At 40.0% G+C, this 20,983-nt stretch carries 15 protein-coding genes; 7 read left to right on the top strand and 8 right to left on the bottom strand.

The window, feature by feature from the left end; translation table 11 throughout:
- The first annotated feature begins 50 nt into the window (after window positions 1-50).
- The 3 genes from F5613_RS12075 (at window position 51) to F5613_RS12065 (ending at window position 2,912) form a co-directional block, all read left to right on the top strand.
- Entirely contained in the window at window positions 51-1,316 is a 1,266-nt protein-coding gene (locus tag F5613_RS12075; RefSeq protein WP_179399936.1) for a tetratricopeptide repeat protein, read from the top strand.
- Between the two features lie 53 nt (window positions 1,317-1,369).
- A complete protein-coding gene (locus F5613_RS12070) occupies window positions 1,370-1,615 on the top strand; it encodes a GlsB/YeaQ/YmgE family stress response membrane protein (protein WP_079684062.1) in 246 nt (81 codons plus the stop codon).
- Window positions 1,616-1,727: 112 nt separating this feature from the next.
- On the top strand, window positions 1,728-2,912 hold the full coding sequence (locus F5613_RS12065) for an acyltransferase family protein (protein ID WP_179399935.1): 1,185 nt from the start codon (window positions 1,728-1,730) through the stop codon (window positions 2,910-2,912).
- A 276-nt stretch (window positions 2,913-3,188) separates the two neighbouring features.
- On the opposite strand, the gene F5613_RS12060 is transcribed toward F5613_RS12065, so the two are convergent.
- The 3 genes from F5613_RS12060 to F5613_RS12050 all read right to left on the bottom strand — a co-directional run bounded on the left by F5613_RS12060 (window position 3,189) and on the right by F5613_RS12050 (window position 6,881).
- Complete coding sequence (locus F5613_RS12060) at window positions 3,189-3,968, bottom strand: radical SAM protein (protein WP_179399934.1); 780 nt, start codon at window positions 3,966-3,968, stop codon at window positions 3,189-3,191.
- Window positions 3,969-4,041: 73 nt separating this feature from the next.
- Window positions 4,042-6,060 carry a helix-hairpin-helix domain-containing protein gene (locus tag F5613_RS12055; RefSeq protein ID WP_179399933.1) on the bottom strand — a complete coding sequence of 673 codons (2,019 nt, stop codon included), beginning with the start codon at window positions 6,058-6,060 and terminating at the stop codon, window positions 4,042-4,044.
- A gap of 14 nt (window positions 6,061-6,074) precedes the next feature.
- Window positions 6,075-6,881, bottom strand: a complete 807-nt coding sequence (locus F5613_RS12050) for a PorV/PorQ family protein (RefSeq protein ID WP_179399932.1) — start codon at window positions 6,879-6,881, stop codon at window positions 6,075-6,077.
- Between the two features lie 218 nt (window positions 6,882-7,099).
- Between F5613_RS12050 and F5613_RS12045 the strand changes: the two genes are divergently transcribed.
- Window positions 7,100-7,627: a DUF4294 domain-containing protein gene (locus F5613_RS12045; RefSeq protein ID WP_394333166.1), complete on the top strand. Its 528-nt coding sequence runs from the start codon at window positions 7,100-7,102 to the stop codon at window positions 7,625-7,627.
- On the opposite strand, the gene F5613_RS12040 is transcribed toward F5613_RS12045, so the two are convergent.
- A complete protein-coding gene (locus F5613_RS12040; RefSeq protein ID WP_068187140.1) occupies window positions 7,619-8,149 on the bottom strand; it encodes an RNA methyltransferase in 531 nt (176 codons plus the stop codon). The two genes, F5613_RS12045 and F5613_RS12040, sit on opposite strands and share 9 nt — an antisense overlap.
- Before the next feature lie 721 nt (window positions 8,150-8,870).
- Here F5613_RS12040 and F5613_RS12035 point away from each other — a divergent pair.
- Together F5613_RS12035 and nadA are read left to right on the top strand one after the other, a co-directional pair.
- Complete coding sequence (locus F5613_RS12035; RefSeq protein ID WP_179399931.1) at window positions 8,871-10,727, top strand: biotin/lipoyl-containing protein; 1,857 nt, start codon at window positions 8,871-8,873, stop codon at window positions 10,725-10,727.
- A 452-nt stretch (window positions 10,728-11,179) separates the two neighbouring features.
- Window positions 11,180-12,166 (top strand): quinolinate synthase NadA, encoded by a 987-nt coding sequence (gene nadA, locus F5613_RS12030; RefSeq protein ID WP_179399930.1) that lies wholly within the window; start codon window positions 11,180-11,182, stop codon window positions 12,164-12,166.
- Between the two features lie 43 nt (window positions 12,167-12,209).
- Here nadA and porZ read toward each other — a convergent pair whose 3' ends face one another.
- Window positions 12,210-14,528, bottom strand: a complete 2,319-nt coding sequence (porZ, locus tag F5613_RS12025) for a type IX secretion system anionic LPS delivery protein PorZ (protein WP_179399929.1) — start codon at window positions 14,526-14,528, stop codon at window positions 12,210-12,212.
- Between the two features lie 24 nt (window positions 14,529-14,552).
- Window positions 14,553-15,140, bottom strand: coding sequence for a non-canonical purine NTP diphosphatase (locus F5613_RS12020; RefSeq protein WP_179399928.1), 588 nt, complete (start codon window positions 15,138-15,140; stop codon window positions 14,553-14,555).
- 53 nt (window positions 15,141-15,193) lie between these two features.
- Between F5613_RS12020 and F5613_RS12015 the strand changes: the two genes are divergently transcribed.
- Window positions 15,194-16,741 carry a phosphoethanolamine transferase gene (locus tag F5613_RS12015; protein WP_179399927.1) on the top strand — a complete coding sequence of 516 codons (1,548 nt, stop codon included), beginning with the start codon at window positions 15,194-15,196 and terminating at the stop codon, window positions 16,739-16,741.
- 14 nt (window positions 16,742-16,755) lie between these two features.
- Here the strand turns inward: F5613_RS12015 and F5613_RS12010 are convergent, their stop codons facing one another.
- Window positions 16,756-17,634, bottom strand: coding sequence for a YitT family protein (locus F5613_RS12010; protein WP_179399926.1), 879 nt, complete (start codon window positions 17,632-17,634; stop codon window positions 16,756-16,758).
- 73 nt (window positions 17,635-17,707) lie between these two features.
- Window positions 17,708-20,497 carry a leucine--tRNA ligase gene (gene leuS, locus F5613_RS12005; RefSeq protein WP_179399925.1) on the bottom strand — a complete coding sequence of 930 codons (2,790 nt, stop codon included), beginning with the start codon at window positions 20,495-20,497 and terminating at the stop codon, window positions 17,708-17,710.
- Window positions 20,498-20,983 lie beyond the last annotated feature (486 nt).

Below are 20,983 nucleotides of genomic sequence, written 5' to 3'. Positions count from 1 at the left end.
TGTCGCAGACCAAACTGTTGACCTCATCCGATTCAACACATGCAGAAACCATGTATTCAATAGGTGAAGCTTATGAAGGGCTGCTCAAATATAAAGATGCCTTTCGTACCTATAAAATTTGCTATGCGCAGGATTCATTAAACAGGGATTTCCTGTATGCCATGGCCCGTACAGCTACAAATCTGGGTAAAGTTTCGGAGGCAAAGAGAAGCTATGGAAAGATTCTGGCCATGGATAGTACCAACTTTTATGCCAGCTACCAGCTGGCCCGACTCCATTATCAATTGGACGAATTGAAGAATGCCATGCAAATTTACTCCAGGTTGCTTGATAAAGATCCGGATAACAGTGCCCTGTGGAGAAGCATGGGCGATTGTTATACGCGTACCAGACAAAATGAAATCGCTGCCCTATCGTATTTTAAAGCCTATTCGCTAAACCGCGAAAATGGTAGTCTGGCCAATACACTTATAAATACGTTGCTTCGGCTGGGAGGTAAGGATGCTGCAGATGCATTAGCTATATGCGATACGGCTTTGTTCTACAATCCGGGAAACATACAGCTACGCCAGAGTAAAGGAATGGCTCTGTATACAAATAAACAATATGCAGCGGCAGATTCAGTTTATACCGCATTGATGGCCGAAGGAGATTCTTCCTATACAACCGTTTCTTACACCGGAGTGTCAAGATATAACGCCGGATTGTTTCTTGCATCTATCGAACCTCTGGAGCTTGCTTATCAAATGGATACGACCAGTGCCGAAATTTGTCTTTTACTCGGATCATCACTGGGAAAAACGTACGACAGGGAAAGAGCTTTTGTCTTTTTCGACAAAGCCGAGAAAGCCATGCAACCAAGCGAACTTCTTGTTAATCAGTTACTGTTGTTCCGTGCAGATATACATATGAAAGCACGGAATTTCGAGGAATCATCCAGGCTATACTATCAAGCCTACCAGAGAAATAAAAAACAAATTGATTACCTGGCTCAGATTGCATTTATGTATTCAGCTAAAAATAATGAAAGCTACCGTACTGAAGAAGAAAAGCAGAGGGGACTATTTATCCATTATTACTATGCATCGGAAATGCTGAAAAACGGACCAAACACCGGACAGTTGCGTTACCTTACCAATCTCTTGCAATCCTTCCATCAGGAATTATTCTTTAAAGGAATAAAGGAACTTCCCATGTTGGCTCCGGATGGAAAAAAATCTATGCTAAGTGCCGATGATCTGCAGGCTGTGATTAAAGCCCTTGAGATAAAAAACAAAGAATCAAAAAGCGATAACAACAAAAACGAAGCTCTATAGGTTAATAATAAAGAGATTAGTAAATCTATTTATCACATTTAAATTATAGAATTATGGGATTTCTTTGGTATATCATTATCGGAATAGTTGCCGGTTTTGCCGCCGGTAAGATTATGAGAGGAGGAGGTTTCGGATTAGTGGTTAATCTGGTACTCGGTATTATCGGAGGTGTACTTGGAGGCTGGCTATTCAGTATATTGGGAATCGGTGTAAATGATAACAGCATTATTGGAAGTTTGATAACCTCGACAGCCGGTGCTATCGTTCTACTCTGGGCAGTTTCTCTCTTTAAAAAGTAAAAGAGTTGGCATAATAGCCTTTCTGAGCTAAAAGTAAACCATATTTTTGTGATTTAATATTCTTTGCACTACTTTTGGAGCTGCTTAAATCTTTAAATCACATTGAAATACTATGGCACAAACAGGAAGACTCCTTTCTTTGGATGTAATGCGAGGAATAACAATCGCAGGAATGATTATGGTTAATAACCCGGGCAGCTGGGAATTTGTATTTGCACCTTTAAAACATGCTTCGTGGGACGGATTAACCCCCACGGACCTTGTATTTCCATTTTTTATGTTCATCATGGGTGTTTCCATGTTTCTTTCACTCAGGAAATATAATTTCACTCTTAGCAAAGAGAGTGTAAGTAAAATTCTGAAACGTACACTACTTATCTTTCTGGTGGGTTACGGTTTAAACTGGTTCGGACATAGTATGGGGTATATGAAATCGCTGCAGGCAGACGGTGTACCTTTGCTTGAAAGTATCGGGCGCGGTTTCACCCATTTTGAAAATGTACGTATTTTGGGCGTTATGCAGCGTCTGGCACTTGCCTATGGTATAGGTTCGTTGATAGGGCTATCCATTAAACATAAATATATTCTACCATTGGTAGCTTCTATCCTTGTATTCTACTGGGCATTGCTTGGCTTTACCAACAGCATGGAGCTTTCGGAGAATAATATCATAGCAGTTGTCGATAAAGCACTTTTTGGTGCTGACAGAATGTATAAGGATACATTAGCCGATGGAACTCGAATTCCTTTTGATCCGGAAGGTCTGCTGAGTGTATTAGGAAGTATCGGCCATGTTTTATTGGGATTTTATGCCGGGAAACTGATTATGGACAGTAAAAAAGACAACGAACTTATTATACGACGTCTGTTTATTTTCGGAACCATTTTACTGTTTTCCGGACTGCTTCTTCAATACGGTTGTCCCATCAACAAAAAAATATGGAGCAGCACATTCGCTCTTACTACTTGCGGATTAGGTTCATTATTCCTCGGATTATTAATTTGGATTATCGATATAAACGGTAAAAAGAAATGGAGCCTGTTTTTCGAATCATTCGGTATCAATCCGTTGTATCTGTATGTACAAGCCGCTTTACTTTCTTCAATAATAGGTTTCTGCAACTGGTTCCCTGCCGCAGAGGGTACAACCACTTTTAAAGGATTCATGTACAACGATGTGTTCAGTCCTATTTTTGGAGCGTATGCAGGATCTCTGGCCTGGGCATTATTTTATGTGATTCTAAACTGGATACCCGGCTACTATCTGTATAAAAAACAGATCTACATTAAACTGTAATTGAAATTAAGAATACCATATAATAGCACAAACTATCCGGTATTTAGACTAAAAAGCATGATATATTTAAAGAACCCTGGAAGCTATGCTAAAAGCTTTCAGGGTTCTTTTTTGTATAGTCAAAATACTTTGTATGATAAGATTTGCTAAACAGTACGATAAACCTACCCTATAATGGGAGAAATGTCCTTTAAGCAACTTTAATTCAATAAGCTTCGCAAAGTATAAATGAAGTTTGATTGAGCCTCTTTGTTTCTCATTTTTAACCGAAGCGAATCAGGCGGAGACTGAAACCTCAAAACCCTGTATCCTTGCATACTCTGCAATTACCTCCAATTCTTCTTTTGTTACCTTATGCAGATTTTTTACAGGTGTTTCCCTGTCTATCGTATAAATCATCACCTGTCTTGGTTGTATGACTTTGAGTGCATCAATCCAACCCTTGATCTCTTCATCTGTGGTATTGTCTACCGATTCACCCTGCAGATTCCCTTTTAAAAACATGGTCTGTATAATCGCCTTTCCGTTAAATCGGGATAATTGTTCAACCAATTCTTTACTGCAGAAAGAAGGTGAATTAGGAGCATTGATCTGACGGATCCTTCTGTCACTAATCGAATCCAGCTTCAATATGGCATCATCCACCTGTAATAATGCATTAAAAACCTCACGTTTATGAAGCATGGTAGCATTTGATAAAACAGCAATTTTAGCTTTCGGAAAAAACTTGTTTCTTAAACAAATCGTATCGTCAATGATACCTTCAAAGTCGGGATGTAATGTAGGCTCTCCGTTTCCCGCAAAAGTTATTACATCGGGAGCTTTACCAGTTGCGAGCATCGAAAGAAGAGTCTCCTCCAATTCCTTTTTTACACATTCGCGGGTAGGTAGCTTGCTACCCGTACGACCATCCCTGTTAAGTCCGCACTCACAGTAGATACAGTCGAAAGAACAAACTTTACCGTCCACCGGCAGCAAATTTATACCCAGTGAAACACCTAATCTTCTGCTATGGACTGGTCCGAATACGATCTTATCAAAAAGTATGGTAGACATGATAATTACACTTGATTTTATGGGCTACAAAAGTAGCAATAATCCGCTTGCTTACACCCTAAAGCCTCCTAAACTAAAACTTCCATCCCACCAAAACATTCAAATCTGTTTTATCAGAACCTTCAATCAGCTCCATATCAGTTCCTATTTCATTCCGGTCAAAGTAATGTACCCAACCCAATTTTGCAGATAAATACAGATTATCCAAAACAGACGCTTTAAAAGAAAACGCACATCGGATGCCTTGTCCGTAAAAAGAAGGCATCGAAAAAGCATACAACAGATTTTTTTCATAGGAAGTAATCCTGGTGGCATAATCATCCGTATCAAAGTATGAAAAATAACCATCCATTTGTATAGGTAATGAAGCCGGTTTATATCCTGCACTTTGGGAAACCATCCAACCGTAACTTCTCTTATTCAACGGATCAGACAATATACCATTCAACGTTGTTCGTAAGGAAATCGTTTCCGATGGCGAAACTATTGCTTGTAAACGCATCCGATGTTGTTTGGAAACCGATTCAGCCTCTTTTTCTTTATGCTGATAACGAAAGGAAACCGACCATGCATTTCGGGGAGCATAGGTGGCTTCGGCCATATATTCTTTTCCCGAGGAAGGCGTATTCATTCCATACTTCAACCAAGGAGAAGAAAAAAGATCGGCGTACATTGATAATTTCCAGTCTGAAGCTGGAAATAACTGCAATCCGATATAAACACCCTGTTCATTCTGTACATTACTGTTCTGTCCAAAAGCATTACCATAAAAAGCATGGTACCGTCTATCATAATAGCGATGCGTAATAAGCCAGGATATAAAAGATGCCGGAGTTACCTGTAAACAATTTAAAGTAGCCAATGCTCCATTTCTACTAAATGCTGTTTCACCATACAGAGTCATTTTCCTGAATTTTAATTCGTAATCCAGACTCATATTCATATTGAAACTACCTCTAAATGCATGTGCCGTATAAGGCTTAAACTCTGGTTCAACCCGTCTGTTTCCAAAAGAATATCCGATAACGGTAAAACCGGCCGAAAGAAGAGGCGATGCATACCGTATATTTCCACCACCGGTATGGGTGGATACCACCCCTTTCTTATCCAATTCCCTTTGTATACGATGCAGTCCATCGGTTTTAAACGAAGTTATCAACAAGCTGTCTGTTGTGGCATCAAGCTTTCGAAACGAATAAAACAAACTCATATCCAACTTACCTAAAGTCACCGTAGATCCAATTCCCCTGAAAAAGTCGGTTTCATTGGTTGAAAAATGACGACGGAATCCGTTATTCCTTCGTTTTGTCTGCAGAACCATCGAACTACGGGATGGAGAAAAGTCGTTACTGATAACCAAACCTTGTCCAAATGATACTTTATAATCTCCCAAAGCCAGACACTTTAAAACACCCATCTCTTTAATTATCAGATGCGCCGAATAGTAATCATACCCTTTCTTCTTTCCGGAAAGAAACGATTCGCCCGCATCCTTCTCTCCCACTATACCCAATTGTATATTCGATCCTTTAGAATATGAATAGCGGAGCGAGTGGGCAAAAGGTTCACCCAAATACTTTTTATTCGGATTTACATTCAACAAGGAATCCGAGTACTCACCATATCCCTTTTTCTGTTGAAAACTTCTATCATAACGAAGATACAACTCATTCTTTCCATACGTTCTCATTCTTTTTCCGTTGTAGGAAGGCTCCTTTGCTTCTTCAACATAAACAAAAGGAAGCAGAAGTCCGATTGATGAAAAATCCAGTGAAACAAGCTGCTTAAGTTCGTACAGACTTACAAATAGTCCGTATTTTTCACGATACGAAACTATTTCATCTATCTGTTGGTCGGATAAAAACGGTAATCGTCCCAACTCCTCCGCAGTTACTTTATTTATATCAAACGGATGTTCAGCCAAATAAGACAGTTCGGCAAACAAAGTCTCAATCCGTTCCTGATCATCCGTATCCCCGGCCATCGATTCCACATAATCCATCCAGTTATCAACAGATGTATTAATCTGTGATTTAGCATCATAACTTGTAATCAACAAGGATATCAACACAATTATAAACAACCTTTCCATAGCATCCGATTGTATTAAAAAAGAGCTTTTAACCCCAATCCTGTACAAGTACCCAACAAAGGATGAAACTGCGTAGCCAATTGAAAAGAAAACCTTGAAAAAACATATCCTATACCACAGGTAGGCATTCTGAAATTATCCTGCAGGCCGGCACGTAACGAAAAAGAAGAGTAGGGATAGTATTCAACACCCATATTAACAGTCAGGGGACTCTCTTCGGAACAAATCAATTCCGACGTCAGCATACATGACTCTATAATGTTCCAATTAAACCCAGCGCGTAGGTTATAAACAGGTGTTTGTTTAAACTGTTCATTTCTAACTGTCAGATTTACAGAAGGAAAATTAAGAATTGAAATTCCAATCAACAGCTTATCAACAGTTTTAATAACAACACCGGCATCGATAGCAAGGCGACTCGGATTCTTATCCACACCTTCACTCTGAATAAATAAATAGGTTGAAGCAATTCCTAAAGTAACCATTTCACTAATCTGCTTTCCAACAGCAAGCATAAAACAGGTTTCTCTGTAGGCATCGTTACCAAAGGAAGAGATGTTAATACCCGCCGGCAATAAATCGTTAGAGTAGATAAATGATGCCTGAAGCGTCTGCAAACCACTTACATTAAATCGATTAAAGATATCAACACCAGCCTGTTTATTTGTTGATAAAACCAGAAGAGCCGGATTAAAGGTAAATGTATGGGTAACTCCTGCCCCACCCAATCCAAGAGACCGGGTATCTCCAACACGTAAAAATTCGGAAGCCTGACAAGGAAATATCAGAAATATTAAAAACAGAAAAGAGGTGGTTTTCATACTATTATTATAAAGGCTTTGGTATATATTTCACAAAAATAACTATATTAATAATGCATTCAAAGTAAATTCAGATCCATTCCTGAAAATAAATTAAAAGAGGTACAAGAAACCAACAATTGATATACATTTGCAATGTCATGAACAGAAGATATTTAGTTGGACTTTTGCTGGGAATTATTCTAAGTTCTGCAAGTACATTTGCACAGGATGTTTCCATGAATTCCGCTCCCGCCGGTTTTCAGCCTGCGTATGTGGTTGGCGAAGATACTTTTGCCATTGTAAACCTGCCCGGTGTTTATATCTTTCCGGAAATGAAATTCAAAAATAAAAAAGAGCAGGATAATTATTACAAGCTTATACGCGATGTAAAGCGCACTTTACCCTATGCCAAGATGGTCTATTCAACCCTTATAGAAACATACGAGTATATGGAAACCCTGCCTAATGAAAAAGCTAAACAACAACATCTCAAAAGGATGGAAAAAGAGATGTTTAAGGAATATAAACCTCAGTTAAGGAGACTATCCTACTCTCAGGGCAAATTACTTATCAAACTGATCGACAGAGAATGTAATCAATCGAGTTACAACCTATTGAAAGCTTACCTGGGATCATTCAGAGCAGGATTCTGGAACTTCTTCGCAAGCATGTTCGGTGCCAGCCTGAAGTCCCAGTACGATCCGAAAGGAAAAGACAAAGTAACGGAACGGGTGGTGGTATTGGTTGAAAACGGATTACTCTGACAATTGCTTGAAAAAATCCCAGATAACAATTCCTGCCGTTACCGAAACGTTTAACGAATGCTTGGTACCGTATTGAGGTATTTCAATACAATAATTACAGTTATCAACAACCGATTGTTGAACTCCCTTTACCTCGTTTCCCAACACAACAGCATATTTTTTTGTATTGTCCAACAGCAACTTATCTAACATAATGCTGCCATGAGCCTGTTCAATGGCACATACTTCATACCCTTCATTCTTCAACTTATCAACAGCCAGGTGTGTATCTTCAAAATAGATCCAGTCAACGGATTCTTCTGCTCCCAAAGCCGTTTTATGAATTTCCGGATGAGGAGGTCTGGCAGTAATTCCACACAAGTAAATAGCTTCCACTCTAAAAGCATCGGATGTACGGAAAACGGAACCAACGTTATTCAGACTCCTAACATGGTCTAATACAACGATTAAAGGAATTTTTTTACTTTCTCTGAATGCCTCCGGTGTGAGGCGGTTCATTTCTGTAATTTTTAATTTGCGCATACCATTCTATTTGAATACAAAAGTAAATAAAGAATGTTGAAATACTATGGGATAACTGTTGAAATGGTATTGATAAAGTGTGTATAGAAAATGATAAATAATCCTTGATAATCTCATAAAGTTGATTAAGCACGACACAAACCAACAAAGCAAGAAATAATACAATCTATTTATGATGTTCTTTCAACAAGGGTTTTACACATTTAAACAGTGTTTTTTCAAATAAACTTATCTACATACCAGGTTATCAACAATTTTACAAAGAATCACTTAAGTAACTGATTGACTGAATACAATGTTGTTTATTATCTGTTTATAACCTTTATAAAAGGTTCACTCGTCATTTGATAAAATACTAACCAAATCTTTTTGATAAAATCTTTAAACCATATCAACAGGACATCATATTCATACTTTTTTTTTTAAAAATTAAAGAATAAAAGAATATAATATATAAAGTGTTGATAAGTGGATATGAGGGGATAAATGGTGCGATGAAATTTAAGCAAAATGATATTGCCCTTTTTGTTTAAAGAATGAAAATAAATAGAGAAATATAATACTGGATTATAAGTATTTACGGGGTATAAATTTTGATTTGACATAGTGATATTAAAAATTACAATTTACTAATTATTATAAGAAAAATTAGTATATTTGAACTCATATTTCGACTACTTTTGCTTACAAATTGAAAAAGGAAAAATTAAATTTTAAACGTATGTCTACAAAGCTACTAATCAGAGATCTAACTCTCAGAGATGGGCAGCAGTCTGCTTTTGCTACCCGCATGAATCAAGCTCAGGTTGATCGTGTACTTGATTATTATAAGGACGCAGGTTTTTATGCAATGGAAGTGTGGGGAGGAGCAGTTCCCGACTCAGTAATGCGATACCTGGGTGAGAATCCCTGGGACAGACTCGAAAAAATTAAGGAAGGAGTAGGAAACGTCTCTAAATTAACAGCTCTTTCCCGTGGTCGTAATTTGTATGGATATGCACCATACACAGACGAGATCATCGACGGTTTTTTTAAGAATGCTGTTTCTTCCGGTCTGGATATCATGCGAATATTTGATGCGCTTAACGATGTTGAGAACATCAAATCAAGTGTAAAAAGCATCAAGAAGTATAACGGTATGGCCGATTGTGCTGTTTGTTATACGGTTGACCCGCATTTCACTACCATGGAAAGAATCAAAGCCCGGTTAAAGGGTAAACCGCTTCCTAAGGAGGTGTTCACAGACAGCTATTTTTTGAACAAAGCCAAGGAAATGGTTGCGTTGGGCGCCGATATGATCACAATTAAGGACATGAGCGGCCTTATTCCTCCATTAAGGGTAGCCAGACTCATTGATTTATTTAAGAAGCACCTGAACGTTCCTATCGACTTTCATACGCATTGTACACCCGGATATGGTTTAGGATCTGTTTTGTCTGCCATCATTCATGGAGTAGATATCGTTGATACAAATATATGGAACTTTGCAGGCGGTCCAGCTGCACCTGCCATTGAACTTATCTATGTTTTTTGTAAAAAATTAGGTATTCAGATGGATGTGAATATGGAAGCTGTTGCAAAAATCAACAACGAATTGTATTTCATCCGTAAAGAACTGGAAGCCTTCGATGCTGTTAAGCAGTTTCCAAAGCCCTTCAATCCGTTAACAGATACACTTCCTGCATCTGTTGATAAAGAGTTCGACAATGCCATTGCTGCAGCTAAGAACAACGACGAAGAGGGCTTATTAAGAGCTTGTCATGCTATTGAAGCTTATTTTAATTTCCCGGCTCCCAACGAACTTGTAAAAAAGGCCGAAATACCGGGTGGTATGTATACAAACATGGTAGCCCAGTTGAAGCAATTCAATTCATTGGATATCATCGAAGACGCTATGGCTTTGATTCCAAGTGTAAGACTGGATGCAGGTCTGCCTCCATTGGTTACACCAACCAGTCAGATTATCGGTTCGCAGGCTGTTAACTCGGCACTAGCGGCAAAAGCTAATCGCGAAAAATACTCGAACGTTTCCAACCAGTTTATTTCATTGGTGAAGGGCGAATACGGTAAAACACCCGTACCGGTGGATCCTGATTTCCGTCTAAAAATTGCGGGAACACGTGAAGAAATTCCGTATGATACTTCCAATTATCAACACCAACCCAATCCGGTTTTACCTGAGTTTGGTGATGTATTGTTGGCAAAGGATGAAAAAGAACAGCTTTTGCTGGAACTATTCCCTACGGTAGCTCTTAATTACCTGAAAGGGGTGAGAGAAAAAGAATACAACGAGCTTAACCAGCAAATTGCCGAACAAAAGAAACAGGAAGAAGTTGTAAAAGAACCGGAAGTGGTTATCACCGGAAAAGTGATAGAAAGCCCTATGCCTGGTACTATTTGGAAAGTACTTGTAAAAGAAGGTGATACTGTTAAGAGAGGTGATTCTGTCCTTATTCTTGAAGCGATGAAGATGGAGAATAATATCGCATCCGAATACAATGGTACTGTAAAACGTATATTTGTAAAAGAAGGATCGTTTGTAAAAGCCGAATCCGTAATAATGGAAATCGAAGAGTAACAACAACAGGTATATTACTTGAAATAACAGAAGATACGGGATTCTTATAGTCCCGTATCTTTTTTGTTTAAACACTATTGATAACCTGTTTATAACCTGTAAAAAAGAAAGGATAATTATTTATTGGATAAATGATATTTCTGTATATACGGAGCGTCCATTTATCTGACAAAATAAAATATAAGGCTATTATTCATTTCTTTTGAGCTTGTTTCACACAGTTTTAATTGAAAGTAAGAAAGAAAGTTTATAACTTTGTAACTTATAAACAGTATGTTAATAACTAATATAATTTACAGATAATCAGTAGTTAAAAGTTTAATATAGTTGTTGATAACCGGTTAAGGAAATTTGGACCTCCATAAAGAGGTTTATTTATCAACACTATCAACAGGCTATTATCATCATTATTTATTTCTTTATTAAAACTAATAATAAAATATATAAAAGGTATGTTGACAAACCAATCGATAGGATATATGAATGTGCCGGTTCCCGAAAATATAGATTTAGCCAAAGCCATTGATCAGCTTCGAAAAGAAAAGAATGCTGTTATACTGGCTCACTATTATCAGACAGGGGATATACAAGACATTGCCGATTTTGTAGGAGATAGTCTTGCTTTAGCGCAATGGGCTGCTAAAACGAAAGCGGATGTGATTGTTTTGTGCGGTGTACATTTTATGGGTGAAACCGCCAAGATATTATGTCCCGATAAGAAGGTACTGGTTCCGGATCTGAATGCAGGCTGTTCACTGGCGGATAGCTGTCCGGCTACCGAATTTGAAAAGTTTGTAAAAGCCCATCCGGATCATACGGTAATATCGTATGTAAACACAACGGCTGCCGTTAAGGCATTGACCGATGTAGTGGTAACATCCACCAATGCTAAACAGATTGTTGAAAGTTTTCCTGCCGACGAGAAGATAATATTTGGTCCGGATCGTAACCTGGGTAATTATATCAACAGCATTACCGGACGTAACATGTTGTTATGGGACGGAGCTTGTCATGTACACGAACAGTTTTCGTTGGAAAAGATTCTATTGCTTAAAAAGCAATATCCGGAAGCAGAAGTGATAGCTCACCCGGAATGTAAGAAAGTGGTGCTAACAGTATCCGATTTTATAGGTTCAACGGCTGCATTGCTTAAACATACCATTCAGTCAGACAAGAGACAGTTTATTGTGGCAACAGAATCGGGTGTGATCCATGAAATGAGGAAAAAGAGTCCGGATAAGGAATTTATTCCCGCTCCTCCCAACGACAGCACCTGTGCCTGCAACGAATGTAATTTTATGCGTCTTAATACCATGCAGAAATTATATAACTGCCTTAAATTTGAACTTCCTGAAATACATGTGGACGAAGCTGTACAGAAAAAAGCAGTTTTACCCATTCAACGCATGTTGGAACTTTCAGAAAAGCTTGGTTTATAACAATAGTAAATAACAATAAAGGCGGTATCAACCGCCTTTATTGTTATTTGATAATCATAATTTTGGTAACTACACTTTCACCAGCGTCTGGAGTGGCTGCCAATACAAGGTAAATACCCGAAGCCACCCGTTCTCCTTTTCGGTTCCTGCAATTCCAGGTAAGCTGACCGCCAACCGATGTTCCCTGGTAAATAATATGTCCGTTCAGGTCGGTTATCTTTACATTAGACCGTTCCATCAAACCGGTAATGGTAACCCTGTCGTCCGATTCGGGTCTAACCGGATTAGGGAAAGCCCTTATTTCCGAATAATCATCTTTACCTTCAACTGCATCACCCATATAAGAAACCAAACCCTTGTCGGTTCCAATAAACACTTCGCCGGTGGCACTGTTTATCGCTAAACACTTAATATTATTAGATAGGATAGGGGAGTTGTCTGTGGTGAAGTGAGCAATCGTCTCCATCCCATCTTCGCTTACCAGTAAGATACCAGACGACTGGGTACCGATCCACTTTCTGTTACCTCCATCCACTGCAATGGCATTTATCCGTTCGTTTTCAAGCAAACGGTACCCATTGGAAGAACCATCCTCGAGGGGGCGGATAATATTACTGCAATACAGATTTCCCGGATTTTCGATGGCTCTGTCCGGTACGGGACAAATAACCGGACCTTTGTCCGTTCCCATCCAAATTGTACCGTTTTTATCCTCTGTCATGCAATAATAACTGCTAACCTCAATCGTCTTACCATTGGAGTCTGTAAATAGGTTATAGAAGTTGGAAACATCGTCACTCACATCGTCCAGAGTTCCTTTATCATCAAAAACAAATATACCGGGTGTTTCCCTGGGTATGTTCACCCACTTATATCCTTTTTTGGTAATAAGAATCTTATCAATTAAGCTTTTATTGTTCAATACTTCATAATATAGCTTCGACCACGAACCGTCTGCTTTCAGCACATTTATACCATCTTTTACTCCGCTGCTGGTCATCCATAAATTTCCTTTTGAATCGTAACAGAGTCCGTCTACACGAACATAATTTCTTTCCGAGCTACCCGGTAAAGCCGATTCCAATGAACTGTTCCCCAACGAATAGAGATTCACAAATTCATTGTTACGGAATTCGAACACCCCTTCTCCCCACGAGGAGGCATAATAGTGAGCAGGATCTTTGGGATCGACTACAACGGATGTGATGTCCGAAAACTTGATTCCACTCTGCTTTTCAATTTTATTTTCATCAAAATTATACCAGTTTATTCCATCGTATACCATCAATGTGCCAGGCTTGAATCCTCTGTCGGCCCACCTTTCGCCACCTGTAACCAATAATTTAGAATTACTGAAGGTCATATAAGCCGTCAGGTTTCTTTTGATGCTGTTGGATATAATACCCGATACAATTGATTCGTAGCTTCCGGCATTGCTCTTCTTAATGGCTTTCAAGCCCTCATCGGCGGCGGCGATCCATAGAACCGTATTATCTTTAAGAGACGATATGTGATTTACGATACCGGCATTTACTTTTTCTTTATCTGTGAGCGAAGTATAAATGGTAAGAGAAGTTGCAGAGTAGGGGATAAGCAATCCATTTTGATGCACCATGTCTTTCAATGTGTTATCTGCCAGCAGGCGGACAGTAGCACCGCTGCTGTTGAGGTAAAAAACGCCGTTTCCGGGAACGATGAAGCATAATACCCCGCTGAAATAGGCAAGTTTTTTAATTTCTTTTTCATTAAGTTGCGATGCATCCAAAACAACTTTCTGCCAGTTGTTATGATCCAGCAGATTGGAGGAAGTGTCGGCTGTAAACAAACCACCTGACGTGGCGGCATATATTTTGTTTCCAACAATACCCACATGCAATACAGCCTTATCAAATTTATATGTATCCTTAATTTCCCGTTTCTTCATGTTAACCACCATGATGCCGAATTCCGTGGACAGGTAGGCAAACTCGTTGTGGAAATAGATGGAATTGATGGTTTTATCCTGAATACTTACAGACGATTTAAGGAAAGGAATATTATAAATACCCTGTTCATTGAGCAGGTCCAGATTCCCATTGGCATAGGTTATCAACAATGTGTTGATAGATTCGTTGAAGCCGATGTGCCCAATCTCATTATCGCTCAGTCCGTTCTCCTTGGAATAGTATACAATCTCCTGATCCGTTTTATTGTAACTGAACATGGAGCCGTCGGCAATGGCATAAACCAGGTTGTTTGCCTCGGCACATTCTGTAGTATTCGTATAGGCAAGATACGATTTCCAGGTTCCAATGGCTTGTCCGCATACGGATTGTACAACCACCATAAGTAACCAAAGCAAACAACCAGTTCTTTTTTTCATATGAGTATTAATTTACGGCTTGTTTCATTTATCGGAATAGGTCAGCAAAAAATCGTGCAACTTTATTACCGCTCTGGCACGGTGGCTGATGGAATTCTTTACAGAGCTGCCCAACTGAGCAAAGGTCTGATCGTATCCTTCGGGAACGAAAACCGGATCGTATCCAAAGCCCTGATCGCCTCTTTTCTCTTCGATAATAGTTCCCTTTACAATACCTTCAAACAAATATTCCTTACCATTCAATATAAGAGCGATAACCGTTCTGAAACGGGCATGGCGGTTATCGGTACCTTTCATATAATCAAGAAGCTTTTGCATGTTGGCTTCAGAATCGTGTGCCACTCCGGCATAACGAGCCGAATAAACACCCGGAGCATTGTTCAGCACCTCCACTTCAAGGCCCGTATCATCGGCAAAACAATCAAAACCGAACTTCTCTTTAATATACCTTGCTTTCAGCAAAGCATTACCCTCCAGAGTGTCGGCTGTTTCCTCAATATCATCGGTACAATTGATGTCAGAAAGACTCACAATCTCTATTAATCCTTCTGTAATCTTTTTTACTTCATCCAGCTTATGCTGATTATTTGTTGCAAATACAATTTTCTTCATTCGTTATTTAGCTTATATTTCTATTTTTGTACAAAAATAGCATCTATACTACAATGAAAAGCATAAAAATACCTTTAAATAGACTTTCCGGCTTACTAAACATCCATAAAAGATACTACCTTTTTGTATGTATCAGCACCCTGTTTATAGCACTCATGTTTACGTCGACCGACTTTCTTACCATTCCTGTAAATTCATTTAATGACGTTTGCATACTATTTATGCAATGGATTGTTGTAACCCTCAGTCTCTTTTTTGTAATGCTTATTTTATCGGTAAACCGTTACATTTTCCTGTTCCTTATGCCGTTGCTAACCTTGGTATCGGCAGTGCTGGCCTATTTCAGGTACACCATCAATGCTACCTTGACTCCCATGTTGCTGGATGCGGCGCTGGATAACGACCTGGGAACCTCTGCGCAACTGGTAAGCGGCGGACTTATATTGTTTCTATTGGCAGCCCTGCTTTTGTCGGCAGGCCTTGTTTACCTGCGTTTTAAACTAGGCATTGTCCAATATAAACCGGGTCTCCTGCTTACTGGAGTGGCAGGCATGCTTTTCTTAACAAACGTAAGCGCCTTTCAAAGACCTATATCAGAACGTATACCATTCAATATTTATTATACTGCAAGCAAATACAACGAAGAAAAACAAAGCATAAAGCAACAGCGGATCAGCTTAACAGAGCAAAGTAAATGCACAGACGATAAACCCCTCACGGTGGTGTTCGTATTGGGTGAGTCTTTGCGTCCAGATCATTTGGGACTGAACGGATACCAGCGAAATACCACCCCTTTGCTAAGCAAGGAAGATATTATCTCCTTTAAAAACATACACACGGAATATACCTACACCAATCGAAGCCTGCCGCATATACTCACCAGGGCGGACAGTCTTAATCCGGACAGAGCCTTTACCGAAGAATCTTTCGTAAGTATGTTTAATTCGTGCAACTACTATACAGTCTGGCTGGCCAATCAGGAGTCGGCCAAAAGTTATGCATACTTTATGCACGAATGCGATTCTTTGTTTTATGCCAATATAGAGAAATCTTCCTATGTGTTCGATAAATGGGTGGACGAATCTCTTTTTCCCCTATTTGATTCAGCGTTGAAGTCGGCCGCCGATAAAAAACTGATTATTCTTCACACAATCGGATCCCATTGGTGGTATAATTCCCATTACACCGATTCATTTGCCGGTTATCAACCGGTAACCAAAAGCAAAATTATCTCCTCCTGCACAAAAGAAGAAATGATAAATTCGTACGACAATACTGTTTTGTATACCGATTATTTCATTCATAGCCTTATCGGAAAGTTGAGAAATGAAAGAGCTATACTCGTGTACTTGTCGGATCACGGCGAAGCTTTGGGTGAAGACGGAATCTGGCTACATGCATCTCAATCGCCCGTCACGCAGCAAACGGCAGGCATGGTCTGGATGTCGGCATCCTACAAAGCCGATTACCCTCAAAAATACGAGAAGGCTATGCAAAAACGTGATAAAAAAATGAGAACCGATTTCCTTTTTCACAGCTTGCTGGATGCTGGAGGAATCGATTCTCAATATAAAGATTATACGTTAAGTATCTTCAGGTAAGATAACCGGAACATTTAAGTCTTGATTGGGTCGAAACCCTCTCCGTAAACTCCCCTGACAGTACTTTGGGAGATAAACGCCTTATTGTCTATCTGCTTTACGAGTCGGAATATGGCCACGGATTCCGACTTCTTTGCAAGTACCACCACCACCTTTACCGATTTGTGCGAATAGCCGCCGGTACCGTCCAGAATGGTACAACCACGGCCTATATCCGATATAATCCGTTCGCATATTTCGTCGTACTTGGGCGAAAAGATGAAAAACTGAACAGATTGGCGGTTCCCGTTCAGCACCATGTCGAGCACATAGTTGCACACCAGCATTTCTACAAAGGAAAAAACAATCTTATCAACACTGTGAAACAGAAAATAGGAGGAACCGATAATAATGAAATCGCAAAAAATCATAGCTCTTCCTATGGATATATTTCTATACTTGTTTACAACGGATGCAATGATATCGGTTCCACCCGAACTACCGTTACCCGAAAAAATCAGACCCAGACCCGCACCGCATAAAATACCACCAATAACAATGGCCATGGCCGGTTCGCCTTTCAGAATTGGTTCGGTAAATACATATTGAAACAAAGTAAGCAGAACCGAGAGACCTACAACTCCAAAGACAGTCTTTATCAGGTATTTGGCTCCCAGCACCTTAAATGCTATAATCAGCAAAACGATGTTTATTGCAATATAAGATACAGAAACCGGCAATCCTGTAGAGAAGAAGATAAGGGCGCAGATACCCGTCACCCCGCCGGTAACAATTTCGTTGGACAATATAAAGGCGGTCCAACCAAAAGCATATAAAACCAATCCCAGTGTAATCAGCAGGTAATCGTTAATGGAATAATATAATTGCGTAATTTGTTTTCTTTTCTTTCCCATATGTATTTTATATCAAATTAAGTAAACCGTTTCAGGAACTATGAATCATACTCCTGAAACGGTTGTTTTATTATCAGATTACAATATTAACAATCTTCTTCGGAACCACGATGACTTTTTTGGGAGTTTTACCTTCCACCCATTTGGCTGCGCTTTCATGGGCAAGAGCCATCTTTTCCACTTCGCCGGCCGGCATATCAGCCGGCAGTTCGATGTTGAAACGAGCTTTTCCGTTAAATGAAACCACGTAAGTAGCCGTATTTTCTACCAGATAAGCTTCGTTACAAACGGGCCATTGAGCATCGCAAACCGTCGACTCGTTACCTAATACATGCCATAGCTCTTCTGCGGTATGCGGTGCGAAGGGGGCAAGCAAAGTAATAAGCTTTTCCAGTATAGCACGCTTACGACACTTCAGAGCACTCAGTTCGTTCACACAGATCATGAATGCACTTACCGAAGTATTGAACGAGAAATGTTCTATATCGAAAGAGATCTTCTTGATAAGTTTGTGCAGAGACTTCAACTCTTCGGCAGAAGGTTCTTCATTAGTAACCTGCAGCTGATCGTCGTTGGTATAGAACAGCCCCCACAACTTGCGTAAGAATCTGTGTACACCATCAATACCGTTGGTATCCCAGGGCTTCGACTGCTCAAGCGGTCCGAGGAACATTTCGTATAAGCGAAGCGTATCGGCACCAAATTTTTCAACAATCACATCCGGATTAACCACGTTGAACATGGATTTAGACATCTTCTCAACCGCCCATCCACATACATACTTGCCATCTTCCAGAATGAATTCGGCCGTCTTGTATTCCGGATTCCAGTTTCTGAATGCTTCGATATCCAACACATCGTTGCTCACAATATTAACATCCACGTGGATAGGAGTAACTTCGTACTGATCTTTTAGGTTCAACGAAACAAAGGTGTTGGTCTCCTTGATACGATATACGAAATTAGAACGACCCTGAATCATACCCTGGTTGATAAGCTTTTTGAAAGGTTCGTTTTCGCAAGCAACACCCAGGTCGTAAAGGAATTTATTCCAGAAACGGCTGTAGATAAGGTGACCTGTGGCATGTTCCGTACCACCTATATATAAGTCCACGTTACGCCAGTACTCGTTGGCTTTTTTGGAAACCAGCGCTTCGGTGTTTTGTGGATCCATGTAACGCAAATAGTATGCAGACGATCCGGCAAAACCAGGCATGGTACACAATTCCAATGGGAAGCCTTCGTCGGACACCCAGTTTTTGGCACGTCCCAGAGGCGGTTCACCCTGTTCGGTAGGTAAGAACTTATCCACTTCGGGCAATTCCAATGGAAGTTTGGATTCATCCAGCATGTAAGGCATGCCATCTTTATAGTAAACAGGGAACGGCTCGCCCCAATAACGCTGGCGGCTAAAAATAGCATCGCGCAAACGGAAGTTAACCTTTACCCGGCCAATTCCCTTTTCGGCGATATAAGCCTTTGTCTTTGCAATAGCCTCTTTCACCTGCAAGCCGTTCAGCACCAGTCCGCCTTCTATCTCGTGACCAGCACGCGGAGAGTTCATCATGATACCCTCTTTGGCATCCAGACTCTCTTCAGAAACATCGGCACCTTCAATCAAAGGAATGATAGGCAGATCGAAATGTTTGGCAAAAGCATAGTCGCGGCTGTCGTGCGCCGGTACAGCCATAATGGCACCGGTACCGTAACCTGCAAGTACATAATCGCTTATCCATACCGGAATAGCCTCTTCGGTAATAGGATTGATGGCATACGAACCTGAAAATACCCCCGTTACACGACGGTCGGCAATACGTTCGCGTTCCGTTTTCTTCTTGGTAGCCTGCACATAATTGGTAACTTCCGCACGCTGCGAATCTGTAGTAAGCAGATCGGTAAGCTCACTTTCCGGAGCCAGCACCATAAAGGTAACACCATAAATCGTATCGGCACGGGTGGTAAATACGGTAAACGAAAGATCCGAATCTTTTACCTTGAAGTTCATCTCCGCACCTTCGGAACGACCTATCCAGTTTTTCTGAGTCTCTTTCAGCGATTCGGTCCAATCGATCTCGTCCAGACCATCCAGCAATCGCTGCGCATAGGCAGATACACGTAAACACCATTGACGCATCACCTTTTGTTCTACCGGGTAACCTCCGCGAACCGAAAGACCTTCGCTCACCTCATCGTTGGCAAGCACGGTACCCAATTTAGGACACCAGTTAACCATGGTGTCGCCCAGGTAGGCAATACGGTAATTAAGCAGGATAGCCTGTTTTTCCTTTTCCGGCTTGGCATTCCATTCGGCAGCTGTAAAAGAAAGTTCTTCGCCGCAGGCAGCCTGCACACCTTCGGTACCATTTGCAGCAAAAGCAGCTTCCAGTGTAGCGATAGGCATTGCTTTTTGTAAAGCGTTATCGTAATAGCTGTTAAACATTTTAATAAAAGCCCACTGCGTCCATTTATAATAAATAGGTTCGCAAGTGCGTACTTCGCGGCTCCAGTCATAGCTGAAACCTATTTTGTCCATCTGCTCGCGGTAGCGGGCGATGTTGTTTTTAGTAGTTACTTCGGGATGCTGACCAGTTTGAATGGCATATTGTTCGGCCGGTAATCCGTAGGCATCATATCCCATGGGATGCAATACATTGAAACCCTGCAGACGTTTGTAGCGTGAATAGATATCGGAAGCAATATATCCCAGCGGATGTCCTACATGTAAACCTGCTCCCGAAGGATAAGGAAACATATCCAATACATAGTATTTGGGTTTACTTTCGTCTTCCACCACTTTGTAAACATTATTGGCAATCCAATATTCGCGCCATTTCTTCTCAATCTCTCTGAAATTGTATTCCATGTCAGTATCTAATTTTTTATTATTATCGACGGTAACTATGTGTTTAAAAATCAAATCCTTGAATTTCTGTGCAAAAATAAGAAAAAAAAGTACTCACTATCCCTAATCATGGCTAATGCTTCAAGATTGATGCTTAATTTTATCCTTTCCGCTCCATTAAAACCGATTTTTTTCAAAAACATCTGTCATCTCTCATTTTTTGAGTTTAATAGACTGATATTCAAATATAAAAAACATGACAGATCCCGTTTTCATCTATCATGCCGTCTGTCATCTGTCATACGGATGGTAAGCGTCCTGCCAATTGGCTGCGTATAATTTGTTTTTATTTCCTTACCTGTTTGGCTTTTCATTCCTATATGATTGGAAAACAGTTCCTATATCTTTGAGAAACAATTCATATATCTTTGGAAAACAGTTCCTATATCTTTGAACAGCGAAAGTCATAATAAATCATCCAAAATGTATATACATTTTAGATAAAAA

The organism is Macellibacteroides fermentans, from assembly GCF_013409575.1.
GTDB classification, from domain to species: Bacteria; Bacteroidota; Bacteroidia; order Bacteroidales; family Tannerellaceae; genus Macellibacteroides; species Macellibacteroides fermentans.
This window is presented reverse-complemented; position numbering and strand designations above follow the sequence as displayed.

Coding starts and splice junctions, on each gene's coding strand:
- F5613_RS12040 (WP_068187140.1), bottom strand. CDS start 8,149: ATGCGCAAATTAAAAATTACAGAAATGAACCGCCTCACACCGGAGGCA.
- F5613_RS12065 (WP_179399935.1), top strand. CDS start 1,728: ATGGCACAAACAGGAAGACTCCTTTCTTTGGATGTAATGCGAGGAATA.
- F5613_RS12060 (WP_179399934.1), bottom strand. CDS start 3,968: ATGTCTACCATACTTTTTGATAAGATCGTATTCGGACCAGTCCATAGC.
- F5613_RS12045 (WP_394333166.1), top strand. CDS start 7,100: ATGAATTCCGCTCCCGCCGGTTTTCAGCCTGCGTATGTGGTTGGCGAA.
- F5613_RS12010 (WP_179399926.1), bottom strand. CDS start 17,634: ATGGGAAAGAAAAGAAAACAAATTACGCAATTATATTATTCCATTAAC.
- F5613_RS12075 (WP_179399936.1), top strand. CDS start 51: ATGTATTCAATAGGTGAAGCTTATGAAGGGCTGCTCAAATATAAAGAT.
- F5613_RS12015 (WP_179399927.1), top strand. CDS start 15,194: ATGAAAAGCATAAAAATACCTTTAAATAGACTTTCCGGCTTACTAAAC.
- F5613_RS12050 (WP_179399932.1), bottom strand. CDS start 6,881: ATGAAAACCACCTCTTTTCTGTTTTTAATATTTCTGATATTTCCTTGT.
- F5613_RS12070 (WP_079684062.1), top strand. CDS start 1,370: ATGGGATTTCTTTGGTATATCATTATCGGAATAGTTGCCGGTTTTGCC.
- F5613_RS12020 (WP_179399928.1), bottom strand. CDS start 15,140: ATGAAGAAAATTGTATTTGCAACAAATAATCAGCATAAGCTGGATGAA.
- leuS (WP_179399925.1), bottom strand. CDS start 20,497: ATGGAATACAATTTCAGAGAGATTGAGAAGAAATGGCGCGAATATTGG.
- F5613_RS12035 (WP_179399931.1), top strand. CDS start 8,871: ATGTCTACAAAGCTACTAATCAGAGATCTAACTCTCAGAGATGGGCAG.
- F5613_RS12055 (WP_179399933.1), bottom strand. CDS start 6,060: ATGGAAAGGTTGTTTATAATTGTGTTGATATCCTTGTTGATTACAAGT.
- nadA (WP_179399930.1), top strand. CDS start 11,180: ATGTTGACAAACCAATCGATAGGATATATGAATGTGCCGGTTCCCGAA.
- porZ (WP_179399929.1), bottom strand. CDS start 14,528: ATGAAAAAAAGAACTGGTTGTTTGCTTTGGTTACTTATGGTGGTTGTA.